General features: G+C 69.5%; 11 protein-coding genes and 3 pseudogenes. 6 read left to right on the forward strand and 8 right to left on the reverse strand.

Annotated features, from left to right (window positions below):
- The first annotated feature begins 73 nt into the window (after positions 1–73).
- From pdxT to ACLQ23_RS26335, 3 genes are all read left to right on the forward strand, one after another.
- Entirely contained in the window at positions 74–682 is a 609-nt protein-coding gene (gene pdxT / locus ACLQ23_RS26325) for a pyridoxal 5'-phosphate synthase glutaminase subunit PdxT (protein WP_355595550.1), read from the forward strand.
- A 254-nt stretch (positions 683–936) separates the two neighbouring features.
- Positions 937–1,686, forward strand: coding sequence for a YebC/PmpR family DNA-binding transcriptional regulator (locus ACLQ23_RS26330; protein ID WP_355595548.1), 750 nt, complete (start codon positions 937–939; stop codon positions 1,684–1,686).
- 31 nt (positions 1,687–1,717) lie between these two features.
- Positions 1,718–3,187, forward strand: a complete 1,470-nt coding sequence (locus tag ACLQ23_RS26335; RefSeq protein ID WP_425881238.1) for a TOMM precursor leader peptide-binding protein — start codon at positions 1,718–1,720, stop codon at positions 3,185–3,187.
- A gap of 48 nt (positions 3,188–3,235) precedes the next feature.
- Here ACLQ23_RS26335 and ACLQ23_RS26340 read toward each other — a convergent pair.
- The 8 genes and pseudogenes from ACLQ23_RS26340 to ACLQ23_RS26375 form a co-directional block, all read right to left on the reverse strand.
- Positions 3,236–3,988 (reverse strand): annotated as a pseudogene (locus tag ACLQ23_RS26340) (AAA family ATPase); the annotation flags it as partial.
- A 503-nt stretch (positions 3,989–4,491) separates the two neighbouring features.
- A complete protein-coding gene (locus ACLQ23_RS26345; protein WP_355595546.1) occupies positions 4,492–5,553 on the reverse strand; it encodes an ABC transporter permease in 1,062 nt (353 codons plus the stop codon).
- Positions 5,550–6,443, reverse strand: coding sequence for an ABC transporter ATP-binding protein (locus ACLQ23_RS26350; RefSeq protein WP_425881239.1), 894 nt, complete (start codon positions 6,441–6,443; stop codon positions 5,550–5,552). Before ACLQ23_RS26350 ends, ACLQ23_RS26345 begins: the two co-directional genes overlap by 4 nt.
- A gap of 81 nt (positions 6,444–6,524) precedes the next feature.
- A complete protein-coding gene (locus ACLQ23_RS26355; RefSeq protein WP_425735887.1) occupies positions 6,525–7,247 on the reverse strand; it encodes a response regulator in 723 nt (240 codons plus the stop codon).
- A gap of 167 nt (positions 7,248–7,414) precedes the next feature.
- Positions 7,415–8,668, reverse strand: a pseudogene (locus ACLQ23_RS26360) (sensor histidine kinase); the annotation flags it as partial.
- Positions 8,669–8,821: 153 nt separating this feature from the next.
- Complete coding sequence (locus ACLQ23_RS26365) at positions 8,822–9,769, reverse strand: permease prefix domain 1-containing protein (RefSeq protein WP_355595542.1); 948 nt, start codon at positions 9,767–9,769, stop codon at positions 8,822–8,824.
- Complete coding sequence (locus ACLQ23_RS26370; RefSeq protein ID WP_053657579.1) at positions 9,766–10,107, reverse strand: PadR family transcriptional regulator; 342 nt, start codon at positions 10,105–10,107, stop codon at positions 9,766–9,768. Before ACLQ23_RS26370 ends, ACLQ23_RS26365 begins: the two co-directional genes overlap by 4 nt.
- A 292-nt stretch (positions 10,108–10,399) precedes the next feature.
- A complete protein-coding gene (locus ACLQ23_RS26375; RefSeq protein WP_355595540.1) occupies positions 10,400–11,020 on the reverse strand; it encodes an L-threonylcarbamoyladenylate synthase in 621 nt (206 codons plus the stop codon).
- A 175-nt stretch (positions 11,021–11,195) separates the two neighbouring features.
- Between ACLQ23_RS26375 and dnaE the strand changes: the two genes are divergently transcribed.
- The 3 genes and pseudogenes from dnaE to ACLQ23_RS26390 all read left to right on the forward strand — a co-directional run.
- Positions 11,196–14,726 (forward strand): DNA polymerase III subunit alpha, encoded by a 3,531-nt coding sequence (gene dnaE, locus ACLQ23_RS26380; RefSeq protein ID WP_355632832.1) that lies wholly within the window; start codon positions 11,196–11,198, stop codon positions 14,724–14,726.
- A gap of 217 nt (positions 14,727–14,943) precedes the next feature.
- Positions 14,944–16,998, forward strand: a complete 2,055-nt coding sequence (locus ACLQ23_RS26385) for an AfsR/SARP family transcriptional regulator (protein WP_355632830.1) — start codon at positions 14,944–14,946, stop codon at positions 16,996–16,998.
- Between the two features lie 309 nt (positions 16,999–17,307).
- A pseudogene (locus ACLQ23_RS26390) lies at positions 17,308–18,019 on the forward strand (hypothetical protein); the annotation flags it as partial.

Below are 18,019 nucleotides of genomic sequence, written 5' to 3' on the forward strand. Positions count from 1 at the left end.
AAGCTGACGGCGACGAGCTAACAAGCTGACGGCGACGAGCTAACAAGCTGACGGCGACGAGAGGAAAGGCGACATGAGCGACGTACCCGTGATCGGTGTGCTCGCCCTTCAGGGTGACGTGCGCGAGCACGTCGCCGCGCTCGTCGCGGCCGGCGCGGACGCCCGCCCGGTCCGGCGGCCCGCAGAGCTGGACGCGGTCGACGGCCTGGTGATCCCGGGCGGGGAGTCCACCACGATCAGCAAGCTCGCCGACATCTTCGAGCTGCGCGAGCCCATCGACAAGCGCATCGCGGACGGGATGCCTGTCTACGGCTCCTGCGCGGGGATGATCATGCTGGCGTCCGAGGTCCTGGACGGTCGGCCCGACCAGCGCGGCTTTGCCGGCATCGACATGACAGTGCGACGCAACGCCTTCGGCCGGCAGGTCGACTCGTTCGAGGCGCCCGTGGAGATCAGCGGGGTGGCGGGGGAGCCGTTCCACGCGGTCTTCATCCGCGCCCCCTGGGTGGAGCGGGTCGGCGACGGCGTCCAGGTGCTCGGCACTGTGACCGGAGGGCCGAGCACCGGCCGGATCGTGGCGGTTCGACAGGGTAACCTGCTGGCCACCTCGTTCCACCCGGAGCTGACCGGCGATGCGCGGCTGCACGCGTACTTCGTCGACCTGGTCCGCGTCGCCCGCTGACCGCCCGCGTGGTCGCGCCGCGCGGGCTCCCCGCCGGGAGTCCGTCGTGCCTGCTCGCGCGGCACGGCGTGCACCGACGCGGTGCCGCGCGTGACAGCGACCAGCCCGACGCCGGTAGGATTGCCGAGATTCGGCGGGGCCAGCTGCCCGTCGCGGCTTTCCCGCAGGGCTGACCGGCACCACCGCGTGCGCCGGCGGGGCCGGGGCGTGCGCGGTCGGTCGATGCAGACGGCGGGTAGCAACGGAGGTAGCAGATGTCCGGCCACTCAAAGTGGGCGACGACCAAGCACAAGAAGGCCGTCATCGACGCCAAGCGCGGCAAGATGTTCGCCAAGCTGATCAAGAACGTCGAGGTCGCCGCGCGGACCGGCGGCGGTGATCCGTCCGGCAACCCGACGCTCTTCGACGCCATCCAGAAGGCGAAGAAGAACTCGGTCCCGAACGACAACATCGACCGCGCCGTCAAGCGCGGCTCCGGCCTGGAGGCCGGCGGCGCCGACTGGCAGACCATCATGTACGAGGGTTACGGGCCCAGCGGTGTGGCGATGCTCATCGAGTGCCTCACCGACAACCGCAACCGGGCGGCAACCGAGGTGCGCACCGCGCTGACCCGCAACGGCGGTTCGCTCGCCGACGCGGGCTCGGTGTCGTACATGTTCTCCCGCAAGGGCGTCGTGATCGTCCCCAAGGGTGGCACGACCGAGGACGACGTGATGATGGCCGTTCTCGACGCCGGCGCCGAGGAAGTCAACGACCTGGGCGAGGCATTCGAGATCGTCTCCGAGCCGACCGACCTCATTCCGGTGCGCACCGCGCTTCAGGACGCCGGCATCGAGTACGAGTCGGCCGAGTCGTCGCTGGTCCCGAGCGTCAACGTCCCCCTTGACGAGGAGGGCGCCCGCAAGATCTTCAAGCTGATCGACGTCCTTGAGGACTGCGACGACGTGCAGAACGTCTACGCGAACTTCGACGTCTCCGACGAGGTGATGGAGGCCGTCGGCTGACCCTGCGCCACGTCCGCTGAGGAGGTGTTCCATGGGTGCGGCCTGCGATTCCTCGACGTACGGCGTCCGGCTGCTCGGCACCGGCATCCTGCACCGTGCGGTGGAGGCCGCCCTGCGCCCCCTGCCGACGGACGACGGCCGGGGCGTCGACGTCTTCGTCACTGACGACCGGTCCGACCAGGTGTCAGCCGCCGCCCGCCGCGCCCGTGCGGCGGGGCGGGCGTTCCTGCCGGTGTACCCGACGTTGCGCGGAGTGCGGATCGGCCCGTTCACCGTGGCGGGGCGGTCGGGCTGCCACCACTGTGTCCAGGTGCGGTCCTACCGCGCGCGGGTGGGTGCCGCGCCGCACCGGTCGGCGCTCTGGCAGGGGTTGTACGACGGCATCGTCACCGCGCCCGCGCCGACCTTCGGGACGCCTCTGCGGGCCGTCGTCGCGGCGCTCGTCGCCGACGAACTGGATCGTGTCGCCCAGGGGGCTGCCGTACGGTGCGACCAGGCGGTGCTGGAGGTCGACACGGCGACGCTGGCGATCTCCCGGCACCGGCTCATCGCCGAGCCGGGATGTGCCCTGTGTGGGGATCTGCCCGACGACGGCCCCTCGGCGGGCGACCTGCGGCTGGTGTCCCGGCCGAAGCGGGCGCCTGACGACTACCGGGCACGCAGCCTGCACCTGGAGTACGAGAGCCTGACAGCGGCGACTGTCGACGCGGAGATCGGGCTGTTCTCGTCGGTGACAGTGCACCACAAGGATTCGATGATCGTGGCGGCGGCGGTGGGCGGCCCGGTCTGCTGCGACGAGCTGTCCGGTTTCGGTACGGCGTTCACGTACCCGGTAAGCGTGTCGGTGGCCATCGCCGAGGCACTGGAGCGGTTGGGTGGGGACACGCCGCGAGCGCGCCGCACCTGCGGTGGCCGCCGACAGGTGCCAGGCGCGGCGTTCCGGGTCTGCGGGCAGCGCGGCGGCGATGGCGAGGTGGGCGCCCCGACGTTCCTCGTGGGTGGACTTCGCGACGATCGCCGCCTGGATCAGGGGGTGACGGAAGACGAGGCGACCTGTGGAGTCGTCGACCCGTACCAGCTGGGCTCGCTCGGCGGGCGCCAGGTCGATGAGGCTCGTCATGCCGCGCAGGACCCGTACGTCACCGCTGCCCTCGAAGGTGGCGAGCAACAGCAGCAGCCGTGTCGCCTCCGGCAGGTCGGCGATCCGCGCGTCGAACACCGCCTGGAGGTGTTCGCTCAGGGGCACCAGGCCGGACTGCTCCGAGCACCGCCCGCCGGAGTCGGTGAGCGTGGCCGGAAGCTCGACAAGGGCGAGCGGGTTGCCCTGGGCGAGATCGAGCAGGCGTTGCCGGGCCGGAGGGGTCAGGTGGGGGGAGCGGGCTTGCAGGAGTTGGGCGCCAGCGTCCCGGGTGAGCGGTCCGACAGTCACCTCGGTCAGCCCGCGCCGGTCGAGAAAGCCCTCGGTGCCCGTCCGGGAGGCCGCCACGACGCCCACCGGTGAACCCGGCACACGCCGCGCGATGAAACCGAGGACCACAGCGCTGGGCCGGTCGACCCATTGCAGGTCGTCGATCACCAGAAGGACGGGCGCCTTCTTGGCGACGGTGTTCACAAGCGACAGCGCGGCATTGCAGATCATCAGCGCGGCCGGTGTCGCGCCCGGCCCGAACCCGAGCGCGACGGTGAGCGCGTCGCGCAGGGCAGGTGGCAGGCGCTGGATGTCGGCGTGCAGAGGCAGTAACAGTTGGTTGAGCAACGAGTAGCTGACGTCCGCCTCGAACTCCGAGCCGGACGCGCGCAGTACCCGCATCCCGGCGTCGTCGGCCAGGTCAGCCGTGGCGGCGAGTAGCGCCGACTTTCCGATGCCCGGATCGCCGCGGACAAGTCGAACGTCGCCGCTGTTTCGCACCGTTTGCAGGAAGCGGCCGATGCGCGCCAGTTCCACCTCTCGTCCGAAGAGCTGCTCCATAGCCATACCTCGATCGCGTCGGGGTGGGGCCGCTGACGAGACGGTGCAGCAGCGGTTCCCGGGTCTGCAGGTGGTGCGGGGAGTGGCGACTGTGGCGGCGCCGCTGACCTCGCACGGGCGGTGAAGCGGTCGTGCTGAGCGGCGGAATCGCGGCCGCTCGCCGACGAGAACCGCAGCCGCTCGAGGCGGCGAGGAACTGGTGTGTGCTGGCTGAGCGTCGTGCGCGGGCCTGTCGACGATCGTGTTCGGGGTGGCCTGAAGGGTCCGATCGCGCCGTGGCGCTGGGGCCCGACGTCGGGCGGCACGAGCGTCGGCATGCAATATATTGCACATTCCAAGTATGTACTTGTCAAGTCAAGCACTGTTCATCGATATGTGACGGGCGTCACGTAGACTGCGCTGGCGCCTGAGCGCGCAGAGCCGGGGGGAGGATGCGTTCGCGGTTCGGCACGGCGATGCACGAGCCGAAGGAGGCGTTACGGCCCGCGCCGAGAGCAGCGGGCCCGGGGGCGGTACGCCAAGAACTGTTCACCGACGGAGTCGGCGTCCTGAGGGCCCTCCGGCCGGCGCAACCGCGCGGCGGGGCCCGGATCAAGGAGCAACGGCACCGACTGAGGCAACGGCACCGACTGAGGCAGCGGCACCGGCTGGAGCGGGCGCCACCGCGCCGCCCCGGAACCGGCGCGGGCCCTGCGTACCGCCTGGTCGGTGGCGGGCACCCGGTGGGCGGATCAGTTTGCGACCGACGGCCTCCCTGGTAGGCCGACGATCGATTCCTCGTGAGGGTCGACGGTGATGCTGGCCCGCCCGACGCCGGGCGGGCCAGCCGCGCTGGGTCAGCCCACCGTGTCGCGGGAGCGCCACGCCGCCAGGATCGAGGTGCGACCGTTGGTACGCATCAGCGATCCCTCGTACACCCGCGCCCCGGCGACCACGAACGCCGCGGCGGCGACCAGCAGCAGGACCAGCGACACCAGCGGCTCCCAGCCGGCCGCGTCCCCGGTGAACAGCCGCAACGGCATCGCGGTGGGGGCGGAGAACGGCAGGTAGGACAGCACCCGCATGGCCGTCGCGTTGTCGTTGAGGAAGATCACCGCGAAGAACGGCAGCATGACGGCGAGCTGCACGGGTGTGGACACCCCGGCGATGTCCTCCTGCCTGTTGACAAGCGCTCCGGCCGCCGCCCACATGGCCGCCACCAGTACGAATCCGAGCAGGAAGAACGGCAGGAACCAGCCGATCGCGGGGGCCAGCAGCGACAGCAGCTCGGTGCTGTCGCCGAACTGCACACCGATCATCGCCACCAGGGCGATGAGGACGATCTGCCCGAGGGCCAGGATGGTTCCGGCGATCATCTTGCCGGCCAGCAACGCCCGGACCGGCACGGCCGCGACCAGGATCTCCACGATCCGGGTCTGCTTCTCCTCGGTGACGCTCTGCGCGATCTGCATGCCGAAGATCTGCGAGGTGAAGAAGAAGACGAACGCGAAGACGAACGGCACCAGGAACGCCACCACCGGGTCGACAGCGTCGGGGTCGAGCAGTTGGACCGGCGGCGAGGAGCTCAGTGCCCGCACCACCTCGTTGGGGGTCTCGTCCATGGCCAGCACCTTCGGCCCTGAGACAACAGCGGCGTCCACGTCACCGTCGCGCACCGCCTGCTCGGCGGCGCGGTCGTCGGCCACCACGAGGACGTCGAGGCCCGCGTCCCGCAACGGACCGGCTGCCTCCTGGGTGACTGCCACACGCTCCGGCCCGCCGGAGAGCAGCGGAGGCAGGATCGTGCCGGCCGCCGCGACGAGTAGGAAGAAGAGCGTGCCGAACAGGAAGGTACGGTCGCGGAGCTTGACCCGGATCTCGCGCTCGGCGACGAGCCGGGTGGCCTGGGGGACGTTCACTGGGTGACCTCTCGGAAGATCTCGGTGAGCGAGGGGCTGACCGGGCGGAAGGCGCGGACCGGGCCGCGGGCCAGGGCCGCGCGCAGCACCGGCTGCTCGTCGGCGCCGGCCGGCAGGTCGAAGACCGCCCGCGCGCCGTCCAACTCGACAAGCGTGACGCCGGGCTGGTCGCGGACCCAGCCGGCGTCGGTCTCCACCACCAGTTCAAAACGGGGCGAGGTGTACGACTCGCGCAGCTGCTCGCGGCTGCCGGCGGCGCGGATCACCCCGTCCCCGATGATCACCAGGTCGTCGCAGAGCCGCTCCACCACGTCAAGTTGGTGGCTGGAGAAGAGCACCGGCACTCCGGCGGCGGCGCGCTCGCGCAGCACCCCCACTACCGTTTCGACGGCAAGCGGGTCGAGGCCGGAGAACGGCTCGTCGAGCACCAGCACCTCCGGGTCGTGCACCAGCGCGGCGGCGATCTGGGCCCGCTGCTGGTTGCCGAGCGACAGCGTCTCCAGCAGGTCGTCGCCCCGCGCGCCGAGCCCGACCCGCTCCAGCAGCGTGTCGGTGGCACGTCGGGCGGCGGGTGCGTCCAGGCCGTGCAACCGTCCCAGGTACGTCACCTGCTCCCGCGTGGTCATCTTGGGATAGAGGCCACGCTCCTCAGGCATGTAACCGAAGCGCGCGCGGTCCTGCCGGGTGAGCTGTGTGCCGCCCCAGCTCACCTCACCGGCGTCCGGCGCGAGTACACCCAGGATGATCCGCATGGTGGTGGTCTTGCCGGCGCCGTTGGCGCCGACGAAACCGGTCATCCGGCCTGCGGTCACCTCGAAGGAGACGTTTCTCAGTACCTGCCGGTCGCCGAAGCTGCGGTCGACGCCGTCCAGGCGGAGCGTATTGGTCACGCATCCACGCTAGATCCGGTACGTCGATCCGCAGTCCGCCCGGCGGCGGAACCGGTCGGTCCCCCTTGCGGCGGATGCCGGTCACCCGCCGGGCCGGACCACCCCGCTCTCGTACGCGAACACGACGGCCTGCACCCTGTCGCGCAGACCGAGTTTGGCCAGTACCCGGCTGACGTGCGTCTTCACCGTCGCCTCGCCCAGTTGCATGCTCGCGGCGATCTCCGCGTTGCTCGATCCGGCGGCGAGCAGGACCAGCACCTCCCGTTCGCGCGGCGTGAGCTCGCCCAGCGCGGCCTCGGCGTCCGGCCCGAGGTGGGCGGTGCCCGCCGGATCGCCGGGACGGGCGAACGTCGAGATCACCCGCCGGGTGATCTCGGGGGCGAGCAGGGCGTCGCCCCGGGCGAGCACCCGGATCGCGTCGACCAACTCCTCTGGTGTGCCGTTCTTGAGCAGGAAGCCGCTGGCACCGGCGCGCAGCGCCGCGAAGAGGTAGTCGTCGCGGTCGAACGTGGTGAGGATCAGCACCGCCGGCGCGCCCGGGCCGGTACCGGTGATCTGTCGGGTGGCCTCCAGCCCGTCCATCACTGGCATTTCCACGTCCATGAGCACCACGTCGGGGCGGGTGGCGCGAGCCATGGTGACGGCTCGGCCGCCGTCGGCCGCCTCGCCGACGACCTCGATGTCGTCCTCCACCTCGAGGATGACCCGGAAGCCGGTGCGGACGAGGTGCTGGTCGTCGGCGAGCAGCACCCGGATTCGCTCGTCGGCGCGCGGATTGGTGTCGCCGACGGGTGCCGTGCTCACACCGACCACCCCGTCCCGGCCGTAGCCTCGTCCCGCGCGGCTGCCCTCTCGCGCTGCGTCGGCGTTGCCGCGTCCGCGTCTGCGCGGCTCGCTGTCGGCGTACCGTCGTCGGACGCGGCGTCGGTTCGTGTCGGATTCGGCTGGTTTCCCGTGGGCACTGCCGGGGGCAGCGGCAGCCGGGCGCGGACCCGCCAGCCGCCGCCCCGGCGGGGGCCAGCCTCCAGGACGCCGTCCTGGGCGCCGACGCGTTCCCGCATGCCGATCAGGCCGAGCCCGTCAGCGGGGCATTGGCTCCCGCCGCGTCCGTCGTCGCTCACGTCCACCTCGACCTCCCGTGCCAGGTAGCGGATCCGTACGTCCAGCAGTCCGGCGTCGGCGTGTTTCAACGTGTTGGTCACCGCCTCCTGCACCACCCGGTACGCCGTCTGCGAGACCGACGCGGGCAACGTCACCGGGGCGCCGTACACCCCGGTGGTGGCCGTGAGCCCGGCGGCGCGGGCCCGTTCGACAAGCTCGCCGATCCTTTCGATCGTCGCGGCGGCCGGCGGTGGGGTTTCGGCGGAGCCGTCGGGGGCGCGCAGCACGCCGAGCATCCGGCGTAGCTCGTCGACGGCGGTGCGGGCGCTCTGCTCGATGGCGGCGAGTGCCGAGCGAGCCTTGTCCCGGTCGCGGTCGAACACCCGCCGGCACGCGGACGCCTGCACCCCCATCACCGAGACGTGGTGCGCGACAACGTCGTGCAGTTCCCGGGCGATGCGCACCCGTTCGCCGAACACCGCCCGCTCGCGGGATTCTGCCTGCGATTGGCGCAGTTCCTCGGCCTGGGCGCGTAGCTCGTGCTCGCGTCGAGCGGCCACCCAGGCGGTCTCGCCGAAGAAGTACGCGAAACCGAAGTACAGGCCGTTGATCAGGACGCCGGTGACCATCGCGGCGAGCAGCGGGGGCACCGGTCCGACGGCGTTGGCGAAGGCACCGGGTGGGATGTGCTCGATGCTGACCGCGTAGTAGACGCCCAGCCAGGCGAACATCGTGACGATCACACCGATGCGCAGCCTGCGGGCCAGCCGGCGGTTCTGTTCCCACGCGCCGACGGTGTAGAGCGCGCAGAAGAGCGACCACGAGGAGAGCTGCGTCTCCGGTGCCGATCGGGCCTGCGCGGCGATGAACGCCACCGAAATGACAAGCAGGGTGGCGGTCGGCAAGCGTCGCCGCCAGATCAGCGGCAGGGTCACCGCGACGGTCCAGAGCAACTGCTCCGGCCCGGACGGCGGCGGCCCCAGCAGGAACGCGCCGGTGCTGCGGGCCAGGGTGAGGCTCACCAGGGCAAGCAGGGTCACGGCCAACCCGATCCAGAGGTCGATCCGGAGCTGCTCCGACGTCGGACCTGGGCGGCGCCACGCGTCCCGCTGTGCCACGTTCATCCGGGAACGATGCCACGCCACCGGCCGTCTCTGCGAGCCGGACAGGTCGGAGGTGACCTGGTCAGGCTGGTCAGACCCTCGCACTCTGGTTGCATCGCCGCAGCGCGGCGGCCCGGCGCGGGGTGCGCGCCGGGCCGCCGTGTCCGGATCAGCTCACGCCGTCTGGCGGCGGGTCTTGATGGCGGTGTCGATCAGGTCCCAGACCAGCACCACCGCCGCGCCTATCGCGATGACAGCCCCGAGGATGTTCGTGTTGTCCGGCTCGGCCAGCCAGCTCAGGCGGTCGGCCAGGGCCGGGTTGAGCAGCCGGTCGTTGAGTGCCAACCAGATCAGCGGCACCGTGAACGCGAGGCTGAGCAGGGCCTTCACTCCGAACAGTGCCCAGTTCCAGCGCCCGATCCGGTACTTGACGATCTCGAACACCAGGCTGGCGACCAGCACCGCGATCAGCGCCGGCAGCCAGAACGACCACAGAGCCGGGTCGAGGATCGGGATGTTCTCGCCGTCGGTGCCGTTCACCCAGGACCGGTAGTGCTGGAAGGGCAGGTAGCCGATGGTCAGCACCAACATGGCCACCGACGCGATGGTGTCGGCGAGGGAGACGTCCTTGTGTGCGGGGACGTCGGGCAGCTGGTCGACGTTCCAGTCGGGCAGGTCGGCGGCGGGTTGGAAGCGGTCGATGAGCGCGAAGGTCAGGGTGAGCCAGAAGGCGATCTGTACGGCAACCTGTATGGCGGTGCCGATGCCGCTCCCGATGGCCCCGAAACCCTTGCCTTCGGCCACCTCGACGATGGCGACGATCGCGCCGACGATCGCCGGGATGAAGCTGAGCAGCAGCTTCAGCAGCCGCAGCCAGACGAGGTAGTAGGTCGGGCCGATGAGCTGCAGCCGACGGTCGGCGTACCGGGCGGCCAGCAGGTCCGGGTTGCCCAGCTCGGTGAGCACCGCCCGCTCGGCGGCGGTGGCGTCCTCGCCGCCGCTGGTCCGGTCCTCGATCATGTCCTGGATCGAGGCGCGCAGCTCCGTGGCGATCTCGCCGCGGCGCTGGGCGGGCACCGATCGCAGGGTGGCGGCGAGATAGCGGTCGGTCAGGGTGTTCATCGGTCCACTCCTTGGATCAGCCCGGTGATGGAGGTCTGTACGGCGGCGAGGTCGTCCAGGAGCCGGTTCAGCATCGACTCGCCCTCGTCGCTGGTCCGGTAGAACTTGCGCGGTCGGCTCTCCTCGGTGTTCCACTCGCTGGTCAGCAGCCCCTGGTCCTCAAGGCGGCGCAGCAGCGGGTAGAGCGTGTTGGCGTCCACCGGGAAGCCGTGGTCGGTGAGCCGTTGCAGCAGTGCGTAGCCGTAGTCCGGCTGGCGCAACGCCACCAGGCTGGCCACCACGACGGTGCCTCGACGCAACTCCTGTAGGTGCGTCCGTAGAACGTCCTCGCTAACCATGCGTCACACCATACTGTGTGGCACACACTGTTGTCTACGACGATAACGTTGTGCCGCCTCGGCGGCTTTCGTGGGACCTGTCGGTCGGGTGGGGAGGGTGGTCGGACCCGCCTTTGCTCTGCTTCAACCCACGCAACAGATAGAGCCGTCGGTGTTGCGTCGGTTGAAGCAGAGCAAAGGGCGCGCGGCGACCACCTCGGGCTGAAGGCGCGCCTGCTCACGGGTCATGCCGGGGCGGTCGGCAACGACCGCGCCGGGGCCCGACGCCGGGGGCGGATCGTTAGAGGGGGCGCTACTCGAAGCGGGAGGTGTCTCCCGCGCCTCGGCGCAGGATCTCCGGCTCAGGGCCGGACAGGTCGACGACCGTCGTCGGCTCCTTGCCGCACTCGCCGGCGTCGAGGACCGCGTCGAGCTGGTGGTCGAGCCGTTCCTTGATCTCCCACCCCTGGGTCATCGGCTCCTCGTCGCCGGGCAGGGCCAGGGTGCTCGACACCAGCGGCTCACCCAACTCGGCCAGCAACGCCTGGGTCACCGTGTGCCGGGGTACGCGGACCCCGACGGTCTTCTTGCGCGGATGCAGCATCCGGCGCGGCACCTCGCGGGTGGCCGGCAGGATGAAGGTGTAGCTGCCCGGGGTGGACGCCTTCACCAGGCGGAAGACCGAGTTGTTGATCCGCACGAACTGGCCGAGCTGCGCGAAGTCCCGGCAGACAAGCGTGAAGTGGTGCCGGTCGTCGAGCTGGCGGACCTCGCGGATCCGGTCCAGCCCGTCCCGGTTGCCCAGTTGGGTGCCGAGCGCGTAGCAGGAGTCCGTCGGATAGGCGATCAGGCCACCGCTGCGGATCAGGTCGGTGACCTGGCCGATGATCCGGGGCTGCGGATTCTCCGGGTGTACGTCGTAGTACCTCGCCACCGGCCAAGCCTAGGCGCAACCGGGCGCGCAGGCATCGGCGGTGGGGGTGGAAGTGCCGCGCGAGGAGACACGGGCCACCCTCGGCGCGGACGGTGGAGCCGCCGAGATCACCTCGGTAGGGTAGGTGCCGGTCGGCTCCGACCACCTAGATCCACACTGCCGGGGGGCGCCACGCATGGCTGATTCGTTCGCGCATCTGCACGTGCACACCGAGTATTCGATGCTCGACGGGGCGGCCCGCCTCAAGGATCTGTTTGCCGAGGCCAAGCGTCTCGGCATGTCGGCGGTGGCGATCACCGACCACGGCAACATGCACGGCGCGAACGACTTCTACAACCAGGCGATGGCCGCCGGGATCACCCCGATCCTCGGCGTCGAGGCGTACGTGGCGCCGGAGTCGCGCTATCACAAGGCGCGGGTCAAGTGGGGTCGGCCGGAGCAGAAGAGCGACGACATCTCCGGTAACGGCGCGATCACCCACAAGACGATGTGGGCGAAGAACGCGCAGGGGTTGAAGAACCTGTTCACCCTCAACTCGCGCGCGTCCATGGAGGGGCACTACGTCAAGTGGCCCCGGATGGACATGGAGCTGATCGCCGAGCACGCCGAGGGGATCATGGCGACCACCGGCTGCCCGTCGGGCGCGGTGCAGACGCGGCTGCGGCTGGGCCAGTTCGACGAGGCGCTCAAGGTGGCCGCGAGCTACCAGGACATCTTCGGTAAGGACAACTACTTCCTGGAGATCATGGATCACGGCCTCTCCATCGAGAGCCGGGTCCGCGAGGGGCTCACCGAGATCGCCCGCAAGCTCGACATCCCGCCGGTGGTCACCAACGACTCGCACTACACGCACGAGGCGCAGGCCACCGCCCACGACGTGCTGCTCTGCGTGCAGACCGGCAGCAACATCGACGACCCGAACCGGTTCCGGTTCGAAGGTGGCGGCTACTTCATCAAGAGCGCCGACCAGATGCGCGCGGTGGACTCGTCGGAGCTGTGGCAGGAGGGTTGCCGCAACACCCTGCTTGTCGCCGAGAAGGTCGACCCGAAGGGCATGTTCGAGTTCCACAACCTGATGCCGCGCTTCCCGGTGCCCGAGGGCGAGACCGAGGAGTCCTGGTTCCGCAAGGAGACCTTCGCCGGCCTGGCCCGCCGCTACCCGAACGGCATCCCCGAGGGGCACGTCGTCCAGGCCGAGTACGAGCTGGGTGTCATCAACCAGATGGGCTTCCCGTCGTACTTCCTCGTGGTCGCCGACTTCATCCAGTGGGCCAAGAGCCAGGGCATCTCGGTGGGTCCGGGCCGTGGTTCGGCCGCCGGCTCGCTCGTCGCGTACGCGTTGGGCATCACCGACCTGGACCCGATCCAGCATGGCCTGATCTTCGAGCGGTTCCTCAACCCCGAGCGTGTCTCGATGCCGGACGTCGACATCGACTTCGACGAGCGTCGGCGTGGTGAGGTGATCAAGTACGTCACCGACAAGTGGGGTGAGGACAAGGTCGCCCAGATCGCCACCTTCGGCACGATCAAGGCGAAGGCCGCGATCAAGGACTCGGCCCGGGTCCTCGGTTTCCCGTACGCGGTCGGCGACCGGATCACCAAGGCGATGCCTCCGGCCGTGATGGGCAAGGACATCCCGCTCACCGGCATCTTCGACCCGAAGCACCCCCGCTACGCCGAGGCCGGCGAGATCCGCGGCCTGTACGACTCGGACCCGGACGTCCGCAAGGTGATCGACACGGCGAAGGGCATCGAAGGGCTGATCCGGCAGACAGGTGTGCACGCTGCCGGCGTCATCATGTCCGCCGAGCCGATCATCGAGCACATCCCGCTGATGCGTCGCGACGCCGACGGGGCGATCATCACGCAGTTCGACTACCCGACCTGCGAGTCGCTCGGGCTGCTGAAGATGGACTTCCTCGGCCTGCGCAACCTGACGATCATCGACGACGCGGTCAAGAACATCGAGCTCAACCACGGTACGAAGCTCGACCTGCTGGCCCTGCCGCTTGACGACAAGGCCGCGTACGAACTGCTGGCCCGTGGCGACACCCTCGGCGTGTTCCAGCTCGACGGCGGGCCGATGCGGTCACTGCTGCGGCTGATGAAGCCTGACAACTTCGAGGACATCTCGGCCGTCCTGGCGCTGTACCGACCCGGCCCGATGGGCGTCGACTCGCACACCAACTACGCGCTGCGCAAGAACGGCCTCCAGGAGATCACCCCGATCCACCCGGAGTTGGAGGAGCCGCTGCGGGAGATCCTGGCGCCCACCCACGGCCTGATCGTCTACCAGGAGCAGGTGCAGCGCGCCGCGCAGATCCTCGCCGGCTACACGCTCGGCCAGGCGGACCTGCTGCGCCGGGCCATGGGTAAGAAGAAGAAGGAGATCCTCGACAAGGAGTTCATCCCGTTCCGGGACGGCTGCCGCGAGCGCGGCTACTCCGACGAGGCCATCCAGGCGGTGTGGGACGTCCTGGTGCCGTTCGCCGGGTACGCCTTCAACAAGGCGCACTCCGCCGCGTACGGCCTGGTGTCCTACTGGACTGCGTACCTGAAGGCGCACTACCCGGCCGAGTACATGGCAGGGCTGCTGACAAGCGTCGGCGACGACAAGGACAAGATGGCGCTCTACCTGTCCGAGTGTCGCCGCATGCGGATCCAGGTGCTCCCGCCGGATGTGAACACCTCGGCCGGGCCGTTCACCCCGGTCGGCAAGGACATCCGCTTCGGCCTGGCGGCGGTGCGCAACGTCGGCGCGAACGTCGTCGCCTCGATCATGCGGTGCCGCCAGGAGAAGGGCGACTACACCGACTTCTACGACTTCCTGTCCAAGGTGGACGCGGTGGTCTGCAACAAGAAGACAATCGAATCGCTGATCAAGGCTGGCGCGTTCGACTCGATGCAGCACCCCCGCAAGGGCCTGCTCACGGTGCACGCCGACGCCATCGACGCGTACGCCGATGTGAAGCGCAAGGAGGCGGTCGGCCAGTACGACCTCTTCGGTGCCGGCTTCGGTGACGCCGAGACGGGCAGCACGACGGTGATGCCGGTGATCGGCGACAGCGAGTGGGACAAGCGCGACAAGCTGGCCTTCGAGCGTGAAATGCTCGGCCTGTACGTCTCCGACCACCCGCTGTTCGGCTTGGAGCACATCCTCAACGCGGCGGCCGACACCACGATCGCGTCGCTGGCCGAGGACGGCGCTGTGCCCGACGGGGCGGTGGTCACCCTCGCCGGCATCCTCTCCGGCGTGCAGCGTCGGGTCACCAAGCAGGGCCGCGCGTGGGCCTCGGCCACCCTGGAGGATCTGGCCGGCGGGGTGGAGACGCTGTTCTTCCCCAACACCTATGAGGTGGTCGGCCAGTACATCGCCGAGGACGCCATCGTGGTGGTCAAGGGGCGCGTCGACCGCCGCGACGACACTCCACGGATCATGGCGATGGACATGTCAATGCCGGACGTCAGCACCAGCGCCACCAACAAGCCCGTCACCCTCACCATCCCGGTGCACAGGTGCACGCCGCCGCTCGTGGAACGGCTCAAGGAAACCCTTGTGCTGCACCCTGGCGACACCGAGGTGCACGTCAAGCTGCTCAACGGCGGTCGGACCACCACCCTGCGGCTGGGTCCGTTCCGGGTGGCGGCGACCACAGCGCTGATGGGTGACCTGAAGAGCGTCCTCGGCCCGGCCAACGTGACCTGACCAGTCTCGTTTCCCCGCACCGGGCTGTGCTCGCCTGCTATTGACTCCGCAGGGCCCCGACTCTTCCCATTGCGCCAGCGCCTTCTCCCAAACCCCGTCCGGTGGCGACGAAGAACGGGGTCGAATGCTGCGGCTTGATCGTGTATGCATAGCCGCGACATCGATTCAAGCTGCTTCAACGGGGGAGATGGGCTTGGAGTTTCGAATGCTGGGCCCGGTGGAGGTATCGATCGCCGGCCGAGTCGTACCACTCGGTGGACAGAAGCCGAAGGCGTTGTTCGCCGCGCTGTTGGTCGACAGCGGTAAGAACCTATCGGTAGCACGCCTGATCGAGGCGATCTGGGGGGAGCAGCCGCCGGAAACGGCGCGGGCGGTGGTGCAGACGTACGTGTCCACCCTGCGCCAGGCGTTTGCTCGGGTGGGCGCTCCGGCCCTGATCGTCCGGCAACCACCTGGATACCTGTTGCAGACCAATGGCGCCAGGGTAGACCGGGACGCATTCGAGGCACTGTTCGCAGAGGGCCGGCAGGCATTGGCCGACCACCGGTATCACGAGGCGGTCGATCTGCTGCGGGACGCCACCCGCCTGTGGCGGGGAGGCGCGCTGGAAGGCATTGACAGCGAGTTGCTGTCGTCGGCGGCGACACGACTGGACGAGATGCGACTCGTCGCCGTCGAGGAACGGGTCGGCGCGGAGATCCAACTCGGCCGGCTGGACTCGGCCTGTCTGGAGCTGACCGAGCTGGTCCACCGGCACCCCTACCGGGAGCGGTTCCGGGCGCAGTTGATGGTGGCGCTCAACGGCCTCGGCCGGCGCTCGGACGCCCTCGCGGTGTATCGCCAGGGGCGGCGGCTCCTGGTCGAGGAGATGGGCATCGAACCCAACGCGCACCTCCGCGCGGTGCACGAGATGGTGCTCCGCGACGACGGGAGGAACAGGCCAGTCGACCTGGCCCGGCCCGTGACAGCGGTCCGCCGCCCGGTGGCCTGGCCCGGCAGCGCCGAAAGCACTCGCCCGGCGCTGCTGCCACCGGTGGCAGCGGACTTCACCGGACGCGCTGACGAACGCTCGGCGCTGGTCGTCGCCCTGGGTCCGGTCACCACCGGCGCGGCGGCGCAGGTGCAGGTGCAGGTGATCGTCGGACCGCCGGGGGTCGGAAAATCCGTCCTGGCGGTTCGGGTGGCGCACGACATCGCGAGGGACTATCCGGACGGCCAGCTCTACGCCGACCTGGGCGGGGCGGTGGGGAAACCGGCCGATCCGGGCGACATCCTCGGTCGGTTCCTGTCGATCCTCGGCTGGGCCACGAGCCTCACGCCCGACACCGTCGAGGCACGCATGGAGCGTTACCGCACTCTGCTCGACGGGCGCCGGATGCTGATCGTGCTGGACGACGCCGACAGCTCCCACCAGATCCAGGCGCTGTTACCCGGTGCCAACAGCTGCGCGGTCGTGGTTACCTCCCGGCGTCGTCTCGGTGGCCTGCCCGGGGCCCGGTTCACCGAACTCGGCGCCATCGGGCCGGGCGATGCCGGGGCACTGCTGCGCCGGATCGTCGGCAGCGATCGGGTGGAGGCCGAGCAGGGCGCGGCGGAACGGATCCTGCACTACTGCGCGGGCCTCCCGCTGGCCGTCCGCGTTGCGGGGACCCGACTGGTCCATCGCCAGGGGTGGCCACTGGAAATCATGGCGGACCGACTGGCCAACGAAGCCCGCCGGCTTGACGAACTAAGTGTCGACGGCGATTCGGTCCGAGGGCGACTCGACTCGAACTGTCGCGCGCTCGGGCCCGAGGCACGACGTGTTCTGCTCGCGCTCGGCGCGCTTCGGCTCACCGACTTTCCCTCGTGGGTGGTGCAGGCGACTCTGCCGTCCTCTGCCGTGGCAGCCGAACAGGCGGTCGAAGAGTTGGCCGACGCGCAGGTGGTCGGCTTCACCCGGGTCGACCCCCGGGGCCAGCTCTGGTACCGGATGAACGAATTCTTCCGCCTCTACGCCCAGGGCTGGGCCGAGCGGGAGATTCGACTCTCCGATCGACGCGACATCGTGTGCCGGGTGATGCACGCCTGGCCTCGGGACACGGCGGTGCCCAGGCCGGTTGGCGAATCCTCCGGGACGGGATGCGCTGTGCACCAGGCCGACGACGAGGAGCTTGACCGGATCATCCGCACGGTGCGGATGGCCCTCAGCGCCCTGGCCCACGGCGGGCTACCAACCCCACTCGCGCGGACGGTTTCCCGGGCAGCTCGGAGGCTTTCGATCATGCTCTGATCGGGCTGAACAGAGCCATCAGTGGCGACAGCGTAGAAGCATCCCCAACGAGCTGCGCGATCGTGCGGTGCGTTGTATCGGGAGCCACGCGAGCGAGCATGGTCGCTTCAACACGTTCTGCAGCGTAATTGATGAGGTTCTCCAGGACACGGAGGAATGCTGTCGCCCAGCGGGAAGGGCTCGGCCGGTGCTGTCGCAGCGGCCTCAGTTCGGAATGGTCAGGACGTGACGCCCGGACGGGTATCGACGACCGTCCTGACCCGCCTATCCCCCGACAGTCGACGTGGAGGAGCAATCTTGCAAAGAGGAATGTCCACTGTGCTTGGTCGCAGTGCGGCCGCTTTTGTCGGCGCCACTATGGTGCTGGCCGCAATGCCGTGTGTGGCGTCGGCTGATCCCGGGGGAACCCCGCTGCCGTCGAAGCCGGTGCCCGCGCTGGCCTCGCCGGCTCTGGCGTATCAGACGGTTGCCTGCGATCCGAGGGGGACGACCAGCCTCGACGCGGCGCTGGCCACGAGCCTGAACAGCCAACTCAGGGCCGACATGCGCGGTTACATGAACGCCTACCGCACATCCTGCGCCCGGATGATCGTTAACGCGGCAAAGGCCCGAGGGCTGGCCCAGCGCGCCGCGGTGATCGCCGTCACGACGGCCATCGTCGAGACGCACCTGCAGAACATCAGCGAGGAGGTCGACCACACCAGCTTGGGGCTGTTCCAGCAGCAGGAGTGGTGGGGCAGCCGGGCGCAGCGGTTGAACGCCACCTGGGCGACCAACAAGTTCCTCAGCGTGATGGAGAGCAAGTATCCCAACAGGTCCTGGATGACCGCCCCGATCGGCGAGGTGTGCCAGACGGTGCAGGTGTCGGCGTACCCGGACAGATACCAGGTCCAGGCCGGCGACGCCCAGATCATCGTCAACGCCCTGTGGGACGGAGCGGGAACTGCGGCGCCGGCGTTGATGCGTGATGACGGTGACGGGACGATGACGTTGTGGCGGTGGTCGTCGTCGGGTTCGTCGT

The organism is Micromonospora sp. DT41 (assembly GCF_049841715.1).
In the GTDB taxonomy this organism is placed as follows: Bacteria; Actinomycetota; Actinomycetes; order Mycobacteriales; family Micromonosporaceae; genus Micromonospora; species Micromonospora profundi.

Coding starts and splice junctions, on each gene's coding strand:
- pdxT (WP_355595550.1), top strand. CDS start 74: ATGAGCGACGTACCCGTGATCGGTGTGCTCGCCCTTCAGGGTGACGTG.
- ACLQ23_RS26330 (WP_355595548.1), top strand. CDS start 937: ATGTCCGGCCACTCAAAGTGGGCGACGACCAAGCACAAGAAGGCCGTC.
- ACLQ23_RS26335 (WP_425881238.1), top strand. CDS start 1,718: ATGGGTGCGGCCTGCGATTCCTCGACGTACGGCGTCCGGCTGCTCGGC.
- ACLQ23_RS26365 (WP_355595542.1), bottom strand. CDS start 9,769: ATGAACACCCTGACCGACCGCTATCTCGCCGCCACCCTGCGATCGGTG.
- ACLQ23_RS26370 (WP_053657579.1), bottom strand. CDS start 10,107: ATGGTTAGCGAGGACGTTCTACGGACGCACCTACAGGAGTTGCGTCGA.
- dnaE (WP_355632832.1), top strand. CDS start 11,196: ATGGCTGATTCGTTCGCGCATCTGCACGTGCACACCGAGTATTCGATG.